Source organism: Rhizorhabdus sp. GW822-FHT03C02 (assembly GCF_058801765.1).
On sequence record NZ_JBXANN010000004.1, the window covers coordinates 1 to 15,326 of the forward strand.

At 65.7% G+C, this 15,326-nt stretch carries 13 protein-coding genes; 6 read left to right on the top strand and 7 right to left on the bottom strand.

The window, feature by feature from the left end:
• Window positions 1–132: 132 nt before the first annotated feature.
• The 4 genes from AC1RM6_RS12395 to AC1RM6_RS12410 form a co-directional block, all read right to left on the bottom strand.
• Complete coding sequence (locus AC1RM6_RS12395; protein ID WP_493101588.1) at window positions 133–405, bottom strand: hypothetical protein; 273 nt, start codon at window positions 403–405, stop codon at window positions 133–135.
• Window positions 406–594: 189 nt separating this feature from the next.
• Window positions 595–3,096, bottom strand: coding sequence for an ABC transporter permease (locus AC1RM6_RS12400; RefSeq protein WP_493101590.1), 2,502 nt, complete (start codon window positions 3,094–3,096; stop codon window positions 595–597).
• A gap of 130 nt (window positions 3,097–3,226) precedes the next feature.
• Complete coding sequence (locus tag AC1RM6_RS12405) at window positions 3,227–3,907, bottom strand: ABC transporter ATP-binding protein (protein ID WP_493101592.1); 681 nt, start codon at window positions 3,905–3,907, stop codon at window positions 3,227–3,229.
• Window positions 3,908–3,921: 14 nt separating this feature from the next.
• On the bottom strand, window positions 3,922–5,223 hold the full coding sequence (locus AC1RM6_RS12410; RefSeq protein ID WP_493101594.1) for an efflux RND transporter periplasmic adaptor subunit: 1,302 nt from the start codon (window positions 5,221–5,223) through the stop codon (window positions 3,922–3,924).
• Window positions 5,224–5,466: 243 nt separating this feature from the next.
• On the opposite strand from AC1RM6_RS12410, the gene AC1RM6_RS12415 reads away from it, so the two are divergent.
• The 4 genes from AC1RM6_RS12415 to AC1RM6_RS12430 all read left to right on the top strand — a co-directional run bounded on the left by AC1RM6_RS12415 (window position 5,467) and on the right by AC1RM6_RS12430 (window position 8,767).
• Entirely contained in the window at window positions 5,467–6,003 is a 537-nt protein-coding gene (locus tag AC1RM6_RS12415) for a hypothetical protein (protein WP_493101596.1), read from the top strand.
• A 103-nt stretch (window positions 6,004–6,106) separates the two neighbouring features.
• Window positions 6,107–8,002: a CHASE2 domain-containing protein gene (locus tag AC1RM6_RS12420; RefSeq protein WP_493101598.1), complete on the top strand. Its 1,896-nt coding sequence runs from the start codon at window positions 6,107–6,109 to the stop codon at window positions 8,000–8,002.
• A gap of 103 nt (window positions 8,003–8,105) precedes the next feature.
• Window positions 8,106–8,333, top strand: coding sequence for a hypothetical protein (locus AC1RM6_RS12425; protein ID WP_493101600.1), 228 nt, complete (start codon window positions 8,106–8,108; stop codon window positions 8,331–8,333).
• Window positions 8,330–8,767 (top strand): TA system VapC family ribonuclease toxin, encoded by a 438-nt coding sequence (locus AC1RM6_RS12430; protein WP_493101602.1) that lies wholly within the window; start codon window positions 8,330–8,332, stop codon window positions 8,765–8,767. Before AC1RM6_RS12425 ends, AC1RM6_RS12430 begins: the two co-directional genes overlap by 4 nt.
• A 94-nt stretch (window positions 8,768–8,861) precedes the next feature.
• Here the strand turns inward: AC1RM6_RS12430 and AC1RM6_RS12435 are convergent, their stop codons facing one another.
• Both AC1RM6_RS12435 and AC1RM6_RS12440 read right to left on the bottom strand, forming a co-directional pair.
• Window positions 8,862–9,275 carry a YybH family protein gene (locus AC1RM6_RS12435; protein ID WP_493101604.1) on the bottom strand — a complete coding sequence of 138 codons (414 nt, stop codon included), beginning with the start codon at window positions 9,273–9,275 and terminating at the stop codon, window positions 8,862–8,864.
• Window positions 9,276–9,480: 205 nt separating this feature from the next.
• Window positions 9,481–10,047 (bottom strand): hypothetical protein, encoded by a 567-nt coding sequence (locus tag AC1RM6_RS12440; protein WP_493101606.1) that lies wholly within the window; start codon window positions 10,045–10,047, stop codon window positions 9,481–9,483.
• A gap of 278 nt (window positions 10,048–10,325) precedes the next feature.
• Here AC1RM6_RS12440 and AC1RM6_RS12445 point away from each other — a divergent pair, with 278 nt between their 5' ends.
• Entirely contained in the window at window positions 10,326–12,731 is a 2,406-nt protein-coding gene (locus AC1RM6_RS12445; protein WP_493101607.1) for a PQQ-dependent dehydrogenase, methanol/ethanol family, read from the top strand.
• A 259-nt stretch (window positions 12,732–12,990) separates the two neighbouring features.
• Window positions 12,991–14,181 (top strand): cytochrome P450, encoded by a 1,191-nt coding sequence (locus tag AC1RM6_RS12450; protein ID WP_493101608.1) that lies wholly within the window; start codon window positions 12,991–12,993, stop codon window positions 14,179–14,181.
• A 146-nt stretch (window positions 14,182–14,327) separates the two neighbouring features.
• On the opposite strand, the gene AC1RM6_RS12455 is transcribed toward AC1RM6_RS12450, so the two are convergent.
• A complete protein-coding gene (locus AC1RM6_RS12455; protein ID WP_493101610.1) occupies window positions 14,328–15,317 on the bottom strand; it encodes a L,D-transpeptidase family protein in 990 nt (329 codons plus the stop codon).
• Between the last annotated feature and the right edge of the window lie 9 nt (window positions 15,318–15,326).

Below are 15,326 nucleotides of genomic sequence, written 5' to 3' on the forward strand. Positions count from 1 at the left end.
CCTGAAAAGCCCCGTGGCAGCGTCGCAGCGCTTGCACGGGGCAGACCAGCCCGCGCTGCGCGCTGCTTCTCGCCACGAGCCTTTTCAGGGCAATCCCGGTGGGTCAGATTTACGGCTTGCTGCTCTAACGCCTCAGCTCTTCTTGTTGCGGTTGGTGAACAGCAAAGCGGCGACGATCGCGGCGGAGCCGATGCCGATCGCGGCGCCGGCGGCATATTTGCCGACATTGGATTTCTCGCCCTCGGCCTTCGGCTTCTTCGCCTTGGGTTCGGGCTTGGGCTTCTTCTCGGCCTTGGTCTTGGCCTTCTTCGCGACCGGCAGGTCGGCGCCGGGCTTGGCGACCGGCTCGGGCTGCGCGGGGAAGGGGGGCGTCGCGGCCTCGGGGACGGGGGGGACGTCGCTCATTCTTCGTTCTCCATACGCTGGCCGGTCAACGGGGTGGAGGGCATTTGGGTTCCGAGGCGCGCGAGGTCAAGGGCTGTGGGAGGGCGTGAGCCATCCGAGCGTTGCGCAACGTAAAGACCAAGGGCATCGAGCCCTTGGTCTTTACCACCCACCCCCTGCCCCTCCCTTGAAAGGGAGGGAATCGAAGGGTCACTCGTACCTGAGCGCGTGGATCGGGTTGGCGCGGGCGACCTTGATCGCGTGGGCGGCGATGGTGGCGATGGCGATGGCGAGCGCGATGCCGCCGGCGAGCAGGAAGGGCAGCGGCCCCAGCGCGATGCGGGTGTCGAAGCCGTTGAGCCAGTCGCGCATCACCCACCAGGCGACCGGCCAGGCGATCAGATTGGCGATCAGCACCGGCCGGGTGAACTGCCACACCAGCAGCCGGACGATGTCGCGGGTGCGCGCGCCCAATACCTTGCGGATGCCGATCTCCTTGGTGCGGCGTTCCGCGGTGAAGCTGGCGAGACCGAACAGGCCGAGGCAGCCGACCAGCACCGAGAGCAGCGCGAACGCGGCGAAGATCTCGGCGCGCGACGTTTCGGCCTTGTAGAGCCGGCCCATCACATCGGTGCTGAATTCGGCCTGATAGGGGACGGTCGGCGCCATCCGCTTCCAGACCTTTTCGACCCGGTTGCGCACCGCCTGCGGATCGCCGGTGTAGCGTGCGATCACATAGTCGCCATTGGTGTCGTCGCGATAATACATGATCGGTTCCATCGGCGTACGCACCGAGCGGAAGCGCGAGTCCGACACGACGCCGACGATCGTCACCGGGGTCGGGCCATATTTGCTGTCGACCATCGTCGTCCGGACGGTCTTGCCGATCGCCGCCTGCGGGCTGGCGAAGCCGAGCCTTTTGGTCGCGAGTTCGTTCATCACCACGTTGATGCCGCGCTTCGCCAGCGCCGCCTCGGCCGCGGGGACCGACGGGAAGGGGGTGGTGGCATCGTCCATCACCCGGTTGCGATCGAGCCGGCGGCCGGCGATCAGGCGGATCCCCATCGTGTCGAGGAAGCCCGGATCGGTGGCATAGGTGCCGATCGTCACCAGATCGGTGCGGCCGTCGACCTGGAAACCGCGGTTCGACGAGTTGCGGGTGTTGACCCCGATCGCGGTGGTCGCCACCGAGGTGACCCCGTCGGCGCGGCGGATCTCGTCGACCATCGCCTGCTTGGCGCCGGCGTCGCGGATGCGGCCGATATTGTCGATCTGGAGCAGGCCGTCGCGGTGGAAGCCGGGATCGACGGTCTGGGCATAGATGGTCTGGCCATAGATCACCGCGGTGCAGATGATCAGCCCGATCGACACCGCGAACTGGCCGACCACCAGGATCGAGCGCAGCCGCCCCGACCCCTGCGCGTCGGCGCTCGACTTGTTCGCCTTGAGCACCTGCGCCGGGCGGAAGCCCGACAGGATGAAGGCGGGATAGAGACCGCCGGCGACGCCGACCAGCAGCACCAGCGCGATCATCGGCAGCAGCACCCCGTCGATGCCCCAATAATAGAGCTTGAGATCGGCATCGAGGAAGTTGGCGAACATCGGCAGCAGCAGTTCGACCATCGCCAGCGCGACCAGCATCGCGATCGCCGAGATCAGCACCGATTCCCCCAGGAACTGGCCGATCAGCTGGCCGCGGCTGGCGCCGAGTACCTTGCGCAGCGCGACCTCGCGCGCACGCTGGCTGGCGCGGGCGGTGGCGAGGTTGGTGAAGTTGACGCAGGCCATGCCGAGGATCAGCAGCGCGATGATCGCGAAGGTGACGACGGTGCGGCGATCATTGCCGGGGGTCATCGACCCGCCCTGCGCCTTGCCGAGATGGATATCGCGGATGTTGGTGAGCACCCAGTCCTGGTCGTCGCCGGCATTGGTGCGGATCTGGCCGACATTCTCGTCCTGGATGTTGCGCTTTTCCCAGGCGGGCATCTGCGCCTGCATCGCCTTGATGTCGGTGCCGGGCTTCGTCGAGAAGAACACCCAGCCCGACTGCCAGCCCCAGCTGTCGAGGAATTCGGGGATTTCGGCGAAGAAGCTGGCGACGTCGATGCGGCCGACCATGCTGAGCTTGATCGCGCTGTTCTTCGGCGGATCCCGGACGACGCCGGTGACGTGATAGTCGGTCATCTTGCCGCGGCTCATCATCGTCAGCGTCTTGCCGACGATGTCGATCGACCCGAAGCGCTTGCGCGCCTCGGTCTCGGTCAGCACGATCGATCCGGCGGCGTTGAGCGAGGTCGCGCGGTTGCCGCGGACGAAGGGGAACTGGACGACGTCGAAGAAGGGGCCGTCGACCAGGATGACGTCGTCGGTCGGGCTCGCCTCGCCATCCTTGATCACCACCGGGTTGCCGCCGAGCGCGTAGACCAGCTTGTCGATCTGGGGAAAATCCTTCTTCAGCCGCGCGCCCGAGACATAGGCGGTCATCTGCAGGTCGTTGACCTCATTGGTCTCGCGCGACGTGTAGTGCGCCTGGAGCTCATAGGTGTTCTCGACGTTGGGCAACGTCTTGTCGTAGCTCAGCTCGTAGCGGACGAAGAGCAGGATCATCAGGCAGGCGGCCATGCCGATCGCCAGCCCGAGGATGTTGATGAAGGCATAAGCGCGGTTCTTCGCCAGCGCGCGGATGCCGACCGTCAGATAGTTGCGCCACATGGCCCCGTTCCTTCTCTTCGTCGTTCTTGCCCTCCCTCGTCATCCCGGACTTGTTCCGGGATCTCGGGAGGTGAGGGCACCGTCCTTGCCGCCTGAGATCCCGGCCTCCGCCGGGATGACGGGATGCGCTTCACGCCGCGCGGCGGCGCTCCACCAGGATGCGGCCGTCGAGCATGTTGACGACGCGGCTGGCATAGTCGGCATGCGCCGGCGAATGGGTGACCATGACGATCGTCGCGCCATCCTTGTTGAGCGCCTGGAGCATGCTCATCACCTCCTCGCCATGCTGGGTGTCGAGGTTGCCGGTCGGTTCGTCGGCGAGGATCAGGTCGGGCTTGCCGACCACCGCGCGGGCGACCGCGACGCGTTGCTGCTGGCCGCCCGAGAGCTGGCTCGGCCGATGATCGGCGCGGTGGGCGATGCCGACCCGGTCCATCGCCGCGCCGACCCGCTTGCGGCGCTCCGACGCCGGGATGCCGTGATAGAGCAAGGCGAGCTCGATATTCTCGGCGACGCTGAGTTCGTCGACGAGGTTGAAGCTCTGGAAGATGAAACCGATGTGGCGTTTGCGGACATCGGCGAGCTTCGCTTCGCTCAGGCCGGCGACCTCCTGATCGTGAAACAGGTAGGACCCCCCGGTCGGGCTGTCGAGCAGGCCCAATATGTTGAGCAGGGTCGATTTGCCGCAGCCCGACGGGCCCATGATCGCGACGAATTCGCCGGCGGCGATGTCGAGGTCGATCGCGTCGAGCGCGGTCGTTTCGACGGTGTCGGTGCGGTAGGCGCGGGAGAGGTTGCGCAGGGTCAGCATGGGCAGGATCCTTTTCAGTTGCGCGTGATGTCGAGGCCGGTCTTGTCGACCAGGCCGGTGTAGGAGGAGGTAATCACCCGCTCGCCGGGATCGAGCCCGTCGAGCACCTCGATATAATCGGCGTTGCGGCGGCCGAGCCGGACCTGGCGTTTGACCGCGCTGCCGCCGTCGGGGGCGACGACGAACACCCAGGTCCCGCCGGTGTCGTTGTAGAAGCTGCCGTTCGGGATCAGCCGGGCGGGGGTGGGGTCGCCGAGGGTCAGCTTCGCCTGGATCGTCTGGCCGCGCTGGATGCCGGCGGGTTCTTCGCCGAGGAACCACAGGTCGACCTCGAACTCGCCATTCTTCACCTGCGGATAGATTTTGGCGACCTTCATCCGGTAGGTCTTGCCGTCGCGGTCGAGGGTCGCGGTCTGGCCCGGCTGGACCCGGCCGAGATAATATTCGTCGACCCCGGCGACCAGCTTGGTCTTGCCCGGGCTGTCGATCTGGCCGATCCGCTCGCCGCGCTGCATCGACTGGCCGACCTGGATCGAGAAGGCGGTGAGCTGCCCCGCAACCGGCGCGCGCAGCTTGAGCTGCTCGAGATTGGCATGGGCGATGGCGAGCGCCGACTGGAGCGAGCTGGCGGTGGCGCGCAGCTGAGCAAGCTGGCTCGACTGGAGCCGTTCGTCATTGGCCTGCGCCTCGCGCAGCACCTTGCCGCGCTTGACCTGATATTGGAAATCGTCGCGGGTGTCGTTGAACACCTTGCCGGCGACGAAGCCCTTGGCGGCGAGCGGCTGCTGCAGCTCATAGACCCGGCGCGCCTTGGTGGCGTCGAGATCGGCCTGGATGATGTTGCGCTCATTATCGAGCCGGGTGCGCGACAGCGCCAGTTCGGTGGTGCGCAGATTGTTGAGCTGCTCGGCGACCTCGGTCTCGCGCGCCAGCGTCGAGAGCTGGAGATCGGCGTTGGACAGCTCGGCGAGGAGCTGGCCCTTCTGGACGGTGGTGCCGTCCTCGACCAGGATCTTCTCGACCCGCCCGCCCTCGACCGCGTCGAGATAGACGGTGAGCAACGGCGTCACCCGCCCGCGCAGCGGCAGGAAATCGTCGAACACGCCCTTCTTCACCTCGGAGATGGTCAGCCGGTCGGCGGCGACCTTCTGGCTGCTGCCGGTCGGCGCGAACCAGATCGCGAGCGCGATCAGCAGCACCCCGAGCGCGGCGCCGCCCGCGATCTTATATTTGCGCGGCAGGCCCTTCTTTTCGATCACCTTGTCCATCGCGCCGCCCGAGGCGGCGGTCGCGGGGCGCGGGGTATCGGATTTCATCGGGACGATTGTCATGCCCGGACAGACGCAAGGGGCGTGCCAGAGCGGAAAGTGCCTGGATTCGGGGGGCTTCGCGACCTGCCGTGAGAAGCGGGTGTCCGATTTCGGACAATCGACTGTCCGGCTATGGACAGTCGGTCAGCGGCGGCAGAGCCTTGGAATGGCGCCGTCCTGCCTGTAGACTGACGGCAGGCGGGAGAGGGCGCCCGTCTTCATGGTGCGTTGCGATCGCAGGAGGTGCGCATGGCCGATGATGGCCCGGGTCTCAACAAGACACAGATCTGGGTGACGGTGATCACCGTCATCGGCGGACTGCTGACCGCGGTCATCGTCAATGCCGACAAATGGATCCACCACGACCCGGCCCCGGCCGCCGCCCCATCGGCCACGACGCCGGCCGGCCCCGGCGCGACGGCCCCCGCCGCCGGCGCGAGCGACAGCAAGGCCGTCGCCGCACCATCCGCGCCGGCGCCCGATGTCGCGACGGCGGCGCCGCCCGTGGCGATCGTCGACATCGCCGGCGAATGGCGCGACGACGACGGCGCGCGCTTCACCTTCACCCAGAAGGGCACGCACTACGACTATGTCCACACCGCCAGCAACGGCACGATGCAGTCGGCGGGCAAGGGCCGCATCTCCGGCCGCGACCTGGCGCACACGTTCGAGATGGCGACCGGCGAGACCGGCACATGCACCGCGCGGCTGAACGCCGCCGGCAACAAGATCACCGGCAACTGCCTGTTCCAGGATGGCGGTTGGACTTTCGTGCTGGAGCGGTGAACGGCGTTTCGGATAATCATGGACGCCCATCGGCGGGCATAGCAGAGTGCGGCGAAATCGATCCCTGCTTCGGGGAGCGCGTATCCCGCTGACCAGGATGGCGATGGCCGACACCTCCGCACGACCTTCGCTCCTCGCGGGCATCGACCGGATCTGGCTGGCGCTGGCGCTGCTGGCGAGCGTGCTGGTCGCCGGGCTGGTGCTCGGGCGGTTCACCGACCGGCTCGACTATATCGTCTACGACCATCTGCTGGCCTCGGCCGAGCGCGCGCCGCCCGAGGACATCGTCATCGTCGCGATCGACAATCGCAGCCTGCAGGCGATCGGCCAGTGGCCATGGCCGCGCAGCGTCCATGCGCAGCTGCTCAACCGGCTGGCGGCGGCGCATCCGCGCTCGGTCGGCTATGACGTGCTGTTCGTCGAGCCGACCGCCGACGACGCCGTGCTGGCGGCGGCGGTGCGGCGCAACCGCACTTTTCTGCCGCTGCTGATCGATGTGCCGGGAAGCAATGGCGCGCCCTATGACATCGCTCCGCCGGCCGGGCCGCTCGCCGCGGCGGCGGCCGGGATCGCCCAGGTCAATCTCCATTTCGACGACGACCGGGTGATCCGCCAGGCCTATATCGAGGAAGGCGACGCCAACCGGTCGTGGCTTCAGCTCGGCGCGGTGATGGCGGGGCTCGCGACGAGTCCGCATGACGGGACGGCCAAGGTGATCGGGGGTGGTGCGGGGCTGCGGCAGGCGCGCCCGGTGCTGATTCCCTATGGCGGTACGACCGGCCATATCCCGACCTTCTCGTTCGTCGACCTGCTCGACGGCAGTGTGCCGCCCGAGCTGATCGCCGGTCGTCATGTGCTGGTCGGCGCCAATGCCGAGGGGCTCGGCGACAGCTATCCGACCCCGACCTCGGGCGAGACCAGCCAGATGGCTGGGGTCGAGATCCAGGCGCACCTGCTCGACGCGCTGCTGCGCGGCGACGCGACGATCCCGGCGTCGCCCGGCTGGATGCTGGCGGTGGCGCTCGCGGCGATCTGGATCGTGCTCGCCGGGCTGTTGTGGCTGCGGCCGCGCTGGACCGCGTTGCTGGCGCTCGGGGTCGCGCTGGCGTTGGTCGCGGCGAGCTTCGGGCTGTTCCGCTTCGCGCATATCTGGCTGCCGCCGATCGCCGGGCTGATCGGGCTGATGTTCGTGATGGCGGTCGCGGCGTGGCGCGAGCGGGTGCGGCTGCGCGAGACGCTTGTGCGCGAGCGGATCGCCGCGGCGGCGGTCGAGGGCGAGATGCAGGCGGCGCGCAGCATCCAGCTCGGCATGCTGCCGCCGCGCGGGGCGCTCGCCAGCCTCGACCCGCGGATCGATGTCGACGCGCTGATCGAGCCGGCCAAGTCGATCGGCGGCGATCTTTACGACGTGATCCGGATCGACGCCGACCGCATCGCCTTCCTGGTCGGCGACGTCACCGGCAAGGGGGTGCCGGCGGCGCTGTTCATGGCGCTGTCGAAGGCGCTGGCGAAGAGCGTGGTGCTGCGCGGAATTCCGGACCTTGCCGAGGCGGCGTCGATCCTCAACGAGGAACTGACCCGCGACAATAGCGAGGCGATGAACGTGACGATGCTGATCGGCATCCTCGACCTGGCGACCGGCGACCTCAGGCTGATGAGCGCGGGGCACGAACATCCGCTGCTGGTGCGCGCCGATGGCAGCGTGACCGTCCACAAGCTCGACGGCGGTCCGCCCTTCTGCATCGTCGACTTCCCCTATCCCGACGAGCCGATGACTTTGCGCGCCGGCGAGACTTTGCTGCTGATCTCCGACGGGGTCAGCGAAGCGCTGAACGGATCGGGGGCGCTGTTCGGCGGCGAGCGGCTGCTCGGCGCGATCTCGGGACAGGCGAGCGCCACCGCGATGATCGAGGCGGTGCGCGGCGCGGTGCGGGCGTTCGAGGACGGGACCGATCCGACCGACGACCTGACGGTGATGGCGGTGCGCTATCTGGGGTGAGGGACCTGGTTACGATCCTGCTCGACCTGCACCGATTGGAAAATCGGCGCGCCCGGTATATATGATGTTTGATGTTTGATGTTTGATGCGTGTGGAGAAGGTCATGCGAACGACATTGGCGATCGACGATGATATATTGATCGCCGCCAAGGCGATTGCGCGGCAGCAACGTAAAAGCCTGGGCGAAGTGGTGTCGGATCTGGCTCGCCACGCGTTGCGACCTCCGCAATCCGGGACTATGCGAAATGGCATCCCGCTCCTGGCGATATCGGAAGACGCGACGGTGGTGACTCTCGATACGGTCAACCTTCTGCGCGATGAGCTTCCGTGACCTTTCTGCTCGACGTCAATGTGCTCATTGCGTTGATCGATCCCGCACATATCAGCCATGATTCTGCGCATCGTTGGTTCGAGACGGTCGGCGGCAAATCATGGGCAAGCTGTCCGATCACCGAGAATGGCGTCATCCGGATCGTCGGCCATGCAAACTATCCCAACCGACCGGGGTCGCCGGCCGATGTTGCGGCCATCATCAAAAAGATGCGCGGTCTGTTGGGTCATGTTTTCTGGGCCGATACGCTCAGCCTGGTCGACGCTGCCGGTATCGATCCGTCACAGGTGCTGACCTCGGCGCAGGTCACGGACACTTATTTGCTGGCGCTTGCTCACGCCCATGGCGGAAAGCTTGCAACCTTCGACAGGCGCCTTTCGACCAAGGCGGTCAAGGACGGGAAAGACGCGCTCCACATCATCGGTCATGCATAGGCGTTCTCGGGGAGAGCCGATCGGACGGGTGTATTCGGAGTAATCCACCGTCGCAGGGGCCCGAACCGACCTCATCCATCGGGGGCGATGACGGCTATGATCTCAGGATCGCGTGCCCGGTGCGCGGGTCCGTCAGCGTGACATTTTCCAGGGCCTGGATACGCCAGGGTCCTGCAATCCGCACCAGCACGGCCTGGATGAGCGTATCGACCTCATGGGGGCCGGCCGGGTGCGACCTGCCGGCGGCGAGGCGGCTCCAGAAATGGATGATCGCGACGTCGGCGCCGACGAACACGGCGTCGATCAACTCGTTGTCGAGCGTGGAATCGCTGTAGATCGTCTGATGGATCGGTCGGTGAAGGTCGATGATCGCGCTTGCGCCCCGCACATAATGGCCGAAGCGGTTCACGAATGTCGCATCGTCGTGGAACAGCGCGCCGAACGCCGCCATGTCGTGCGCATTCCAGGCGAACTGAAATGCCTCGGGGGCATCCTCGGGCCGTTTCATTGAAAGTCCATTGGTCTCTAATGCAAGGACGCAGTTAGTTGAAGCGTTCTGGAGCATCCCCCACATTTACCGTCGAATGTTGACGGCTTAACGGTCGTTCTATAACCTGCAAATGCATAGAGGCGCACTCCTTATGGAAGGGAGTGCGCCTCTATTCCGTACCTCTTGTGGAAGGAGGTCGGGCTATTGCCGTCGCGGGCAAGATTCAACCAAGATCGAGTTTCCGATCGCCTTGGTTATCGGATGAAGGGGTTGCAGCCCCTTCAGTATCTGGGGAGGCTTTGGCCTCCCCATTCTCATAAAGACGTACTTTTAACGCAACTTTCATACCGTCGCGTTCAATTGTGCCATCTTGTTTCATATCTGAAAGGCCGGGCGATACCGAACTCATAGGAATTTCGGCACCCCTTAATTTGCTAGCGTTCTCTTGAACCTCATTGGCGGTAAGCCATAATTGGTCAGCGCGATGCAAAATTTCCCACATGTACGCCTTATTGGTGAACTGGCGATAAGGGTTTTCATAGCGATCGTTCAGGTCAAATTGCTCAGATGTTTGCCGCGATTCCTGGTTATTTATTGCTGTGGTCAGCACGGGATTGAAGCCGCCTAAGCGAGATAGAACTCGTTCGGCTGCCAACAAATCGCCTATCTCACCTTGGAGATCATCAATGCGCTTGCTCGCCGTTTCGATCTCGCGCTTGGCGGTCTCAATCTCAGCGTTCACCGCGTCAATGCGGTCTTTTATGGTTTCATATGTGAGTGCGATCGCCATGATTCGGCTTTATGCTAACTCCTTGGTGATTGCAAGCGTAAAGGGCCAAATCGAGAACGAATCGCCAAGCCATCAATGGAATATTCAGATCCGTACAAACTTGCGACAATGTCCCCCCTTCCGTGAAATCCGCTTGCAGAACGTAAGTAGGCGGGACCGATAGCGCGAATTGACCATCGCTCCCACAGTATGAGCCATCCTGCCTCATAACATCTTCCCCCCGCCGCGCGGCGATGCTAGCCAGCGTCGACAAGCGATAAACAAGGTGGGGGATTTCCGTGCAGAGCGCTCTCGTTCGATCCATGCTGGCGCCGGCGCTGGCCGCTCTCGTGCTGCTGTCGGCGGGCTGCAACCGCCCGGCGCAGCCGATCGAGGCGGCGATGGTGGCGGATGGCGACGACTGGCCAAGCTGGGGACGGACCGGGCACGAGACCCATTATTCGCCGCTCGACGAGATCAAGCTCGACAATGTCGCCGACCTGAAGCTCGCCTGGCATTATGATCTCGAGCCCGGCTACACCGCGACCCAGCCGCTCGAGGCGGAGGGGAAGGTGTTCCTCACCACCGGCCATTCGCATATCCGCGCGCTCGATGCGGTGACCGGCAAGCAGATCTGGGAATATGATGGTGGCACCCGCGCGCGGGCGACGTCGGCGCTGCAGATGTCGTGGGGCAACAAGGGCATCGCCTATTCGAAGGGCCATGTCTTCCTGGTCACCACCGACGGCTACGCGATCTCGCTCGACGCGAAGACCGGCAAGGAGGCGTGGAAGGTCTATACTTATCCCGACCAGGCGCCGCGCAACTCGAACGGCGCGCCGCGGGTGTTCGCGGGCAAGGTGATCGTCGGCTTCGGCGGCGCCGACATCAGCTCGGCGCGTGGCTTCGTCTCGGCCTATGACGAGGCGACCGGCAAGCTCGCCTGGCGCTTCTACACCACCCCCGGCGATCCTTCGAAGCCGGCGACGACCGCGGCCGAGAAGCTGATCCGGCCGACCTGGAAGGGCGACTGGTTCGGCAAGGGCGGCGGCGGCACCGCGTGGAACGCGTTCAGCTACGATCCCGAGCTCAACCTGATCTATCTCGGGATCGGCAACGGCTTTCCCTATAACCAGAAGATGCGCAGTCCCGGCGGCGGCGACAATCTGTTCCTCGCCTCGATCGTCGCGGTCGACGCGACCACCGGCGACTATAAGTGGCATTTCCAGGTCTGCCCCGCCGAGCAGTGGGATTGCACCGCGACGATGGACATGACGCTGGCGACGCTCAATATCGACGGCAAGCCGCGCAAGGTGCTGATGCAGGCGCCCAAGAATGGCTTTTTCTATGTGCTCGACCGCGCGACCGGAGAGTTCATCTCGGGCGAGAAGATCGCCAAGGTGACCTGGGCCAAGGGGCTCGACAAGACCGGCCGGCCGATCGAAAATCCCGGTATCCGCTACAACGGCAAGCCGGGGCTGTTCGAGAATTGGCCGGGGCCTACCGGCGCGCATAGCTGGATGCCGCAGGCGTACAGCCCGCTGACCGGGCTGGTCTATATCCCGGTGATCGAGAATGGCGCGCTGATCGGCGACGGCCAGAAGGGCGGCGGCGAGATCACCGCGGGGATGGGGGTGACGCTGATCCCCGAGGCGAACCTGCCCGGCGGGCATCGCAGCTTCCTGAAGGCCTGGAACCCGGTGACCCAGACCGAGGCGTGGCGGGTCGAGCTGCCCGGCGACTGGCCGGGCGGGGTGATGACCAGCGCCGGCGGGCTGGTCTTCCAGGGGCATATCGACGGGCGCTTCGTCGCCTATGACGCCAAGACCGGCAAGGAAGTCTGGTCGTTCAAGACCGAGAGCCCGATCGTCGGCGCGCCGATCAGCTACCGGGTCGGCGGCAAGCAATATGTCACCGTCGTCACCGGCAATGGCGGCAATGGCGCGGGGATCACCTCGACCGGCAATGCGCCGTATCGCACCGACTATCTGTTGCCGCGCCGGGTGCTGACCTTCGCGATCGGCGGCACCGACAATATTCCGCCGTACAAGATGCCCGACCTCGTCCCGCCGGCCGATCCCGACTTCAAGCCCGATCTCGCCCGCGCGCAGGCCGGCGCGATGCTGTTCGGCACCCGCGCCTGCCTGGTCTGCCATGGCTGGAACGCGGTCGGGGGCGGCGCCGCCCCCGACCTGCGTTTTTCGCCGGTGATCACCAGCGCCGAGGCGTTCAAGGCGATCGTCAAGGAGGGCGGGCTCAAGATGAACGGCATGCCGCCGTTCCCGGCCTTCACCGATGCCGAACTCGAGACGATGCGCTTCTACCTGCGCGCCCGCGCGGTGCAGGCGCCGGCCGAGCAGAAGGCGCTGCTCGACAAGGCCAAGGCGGCCAAGGCGAGCAACGCCAAACCGGCGGACTTCGCCGGCGCCTGGAACATCGTCATCCAGACCCCGGTCGGGGCGCAGAAGGCGGTGATGACGCTGGCGCCCAAGGGCAATGTCATCACCGGCAAGGTCGTCGCCGAACAGGGGACGGTCGACATCGCCGGCGCGGTCGCCAACGGGCGGGCGAAGATGCAGGGCAAGGCGAGCATGCCGATGCCGATCACCGTCTCCTACGACGTCACGATCCGCGACGGCGAGATGAGCGGGGATAACAGCAATGGGCCGTTCGGGACGTTCCCATTGGTCGGGACGCGACCGTAGGGCCTGCCGCCATTCGGCCCATGCCGGGCTGCAAATGGCGCCGCTCTGCGCTTCCGGTGCTCACGTACATGAAGTACGCTGCGCTCCGGGTCTTGAGCGGCACCATTTTCGCCGCGGCCTGAGCCGAATGACGACAGGCCCAGCGGCACAATTGCGATCCAAGGCAAGGAGCAGCGCCGGGAGCGTCATGTCGCCACGTTGCCGGGCATCTCTGCGAGGTTTATGATCCACAGAATATCATAAATATCAGGAGACCCGCATGGCCACCGCATGTCCGATCGATCCGGACCGTGACGATCGCAAGACGCTGGCGGCCTATGAGCAGGGCGTCACCTTCAAGCCCGGGGCCGAGCTGGTGCGCGATGCCGAGGGGGTGAAGGGGGTGTTGCGCAGCCCGGCGCTGCTGCAGGATGCGCTCGACGCGGCGACGATGAAGAATTTCGCGGTCGACGAAATCCCGCTGATCTTCCTCGACGGCAAGCTCCACCGCGAGCGGCGCAAGCAAATCACCGATTTCTTCTCGCCGCGGTCGATCAAGGAGAAGTTCGAGCCGCTGATGCGCGCGACCGCCGACATGCTGGTCGGCGACCTCGTCCGCGACAAGAGGCTGCGGATCGACGAGGCCTCGTGGCAGATGGCGGTGACCCTGGTCGGCGAACTGATCGGGGTGACCCGCGGCAAGTCGCGCGACGAGATGAAGGCGACCGCGCGGCGGATCGAGCGCTTCCTCTACCGTACTCAATTGTCGGGGATCACCGGCTGGCGGGGGCGGATCGCCAAGCTGCGCAGCGCGGCCTATGCGCTCGATTTCCTGATCCGCGACGTCCGGCCGACGGTGCGCGCGCGGCGCAAGGCGCCGCAGGACGACGTGATCTCGCGGCTGGTCGCCGAGAAATATAGCGAGAAGGCGATCCTGATCGACGCGATGACCTTGTGCGGGGCGGGCATGCAGACGACGCGCGAGTTCATCTCGCTGGTGGCGTGGCACATGCTCGACGATGCCGATCTGCGTCGCCAGTTTCAGGGCGGCGACTATGACGCGAAGATGGCGATCCTCGAGGAGATATTGCGGCTCGAACCGATCGTCTCGACCCTCTATCGCCGCGCGCCCGACGATGTCGCGGGCAAGGCGGCCGAGGCCTGGGCGCCGGGCCGCACCTATGCGGTCAGCCTGCGCCACGCCAATATCGATCCGGCCGCGGTCGGCGCCTGCCCGTTCGCGCTCGATCCGGCGCGCAAGGAACGGCAGAAGGACCAGGGCGCGTTCCTGAGCTTCGGCAACGGCATGCACCGCTGCCCGGGATCGCCGCTGGCGATGAACGAGACGCTGGCGTTCGTCGACCGGTTGCTCAGGGTGCCCGGGGTGCGGCTGGCGTCGACCCCGAAGGTCAAATGGGTGGCGCTGCTGGCGACCTTCGAGATCAGCGACGTGCTGGTGGTGTGCGACTGATCCCAGCGATCGAAATGCCCGACTCTCTTTTCCGTTCGTGTCGAGCGAAGTCGAGACATACATCGGTGGTGGAGCGTGTCTCGACTTCGCTCGACACGAACGGAAAAGTTTAAAGCCGTTAGTATGAGGACGCGATAACTCGTCGCTCAGGGCGTCGGCGCGACCGCGTCCATGATCGTGAGCTTTTCGAGCGGGGTCGTGCCGACGGTCGAGTTGGTGACGAGGACCGTCGCGCCGGGGCGGAGCTGGGCCTTGACCAGGTCGTAGAAACCGCGCGGCATGCGGACGCGGTTGAGGACGGCCTCGTCGACCGGGACGCCCTCATCCTCGGCATGGCCGGGCAGGCCGACATAGACCCAACGCAGCTTGCCGTCGCGCAGGACGAGGTTGATGACGTGCGAGCCCGGATCGTCGTCGGTGATCTCGGCGACGCTGCGGCCGATCTCGATGCCGTTGCGCAGGACGACGACGCGCTGGTCGGTCTTCGACACGATGATCGTCAGCGGGCCGTCGGGGGCGAGTTCGGGCGTCCAGCGATATTCGCGGCCGTCGAGCGGGGCGTGGGCCACCGGCTTGCCGCTGGCGTCGAAGGCGGCGAGCAGGCTGTTGTCGCTGGTGCGGATATGGTCGGCGGCGTCGCCCTGGACGACGACGGTGATGCCGAGATTGGTGATCGCAAACAGCTGCTGCGCGAAGGCATAGGGCAGGTGCACGCAGCCATGGCTTTCGGGATAGCCGGGCAGCCCGCCCGCATGGAGCGCGACCCCGTCCCAGGTCAGCCGCTGCTGGAACGGCATCGGCGCGCTGTTGTAGAGGCTCGAATGGTGATCGGCGTCCTTCTGGAGGATGGTGAACACCCCGGTCGGGGTGTCATGGCCTTCCTTGCCTGACGAGATCGTCGTCGCCGCGATCCGGACGCCGTTGCGGTAGACCAGCGCGATCTGTTTCGAGAGGTCGACATAGATCAGCACCGGCCCGCTGGGCGCGATCTGCGCCGCCCAGACCCATTGGCCGGGCTTCAGCTGGTCGATCATCCGGGCGAGTTCGGGCGGCGAACTGGCCTTGGCGCCCTGCGCACCGGCGGCGACCGGCGCCGCGAACAGGGCCGCTACCAACAGAATCGACGTCCAGCGCATTGTCACCTC

Coding starts and splice junctions, on each gene's coding strand:
- AC1RM6_RS12395 (WP_493101588.1), bottom strand. CDS start 405: ATGAGCGACGTCCCCCCCGTCCCCGAGGCCGCGACGCCCCCCTTCCCC.
- AC1RM6_RS12400 (WP_493101590.1), bottom strand. CDS start 3,096: ATGTGGCGCAACTATCTGACGGTCGGCATCCGCGCGCTGGCGAAGAAC.
- AC1RM6_RS12405 (WP_493101592.1), bottom strand. CDS start 3,907: ATGCTGACCCTGCGCAACCTCTCCCGCGCCTACCGCACCGACACCGTC.
- AC1RM6_RS12410 (WP_493101594.1), bottom strand. CDS start 5,223: ATGAAATCCGATACCCCGCGCCCCGCGACCGCCGCCTCGGGCGGCGCG.
- AC1RM6_RS12415 (WP_493101596.1), top strand. CDS start 5,467: ATGGCCGATGATGGCCCGGGTCTCAACAAGACACAGATCTGGGTGACG.
- AC1RM6_RS12420 (WP_493101598.1), top strand. CDS start 6,107: ATGGCCGACACCTCCGCACGACCTTCGCTCCTCGCGGGCATCGACCGG.
- AC1RM6_RS12425 (WP_493101600.1), top strand. CDS start 8,106: ATGCGAACGACATTGGCGATCGACGATGATATATTGATCGCCGCCAAG.
- AC1RM6_RS12435 (WP_493101604.1), bottom strand. CDS start 9,275: ATGAAACGGCCCGAGGATGCCCCCGAGGCATTTCAGTTCGCCTGGAAT.
- AC1RM6_RS12440 (WP_493101606.1), bottom strand. CDS start 10,047: ATGGCGATCGCACTCACATATGAAACCATAAAAGACCGCATTGACGCG.
- AC1RM6_RS12450 (WP_493101608.1), top strand. CDS start 12,991: ATGGCCACCGCATGTCCGATCGATCCGGACCGTGACGATCGCAAGACG.
- AC1RM6_RS12455 (WP_493101610.1), bottom strand. CDS start 15,317: ATGCGCTGGACGTCGATTCTGTTGGTAGCGGCCCTGTTCGCGGCGCCG.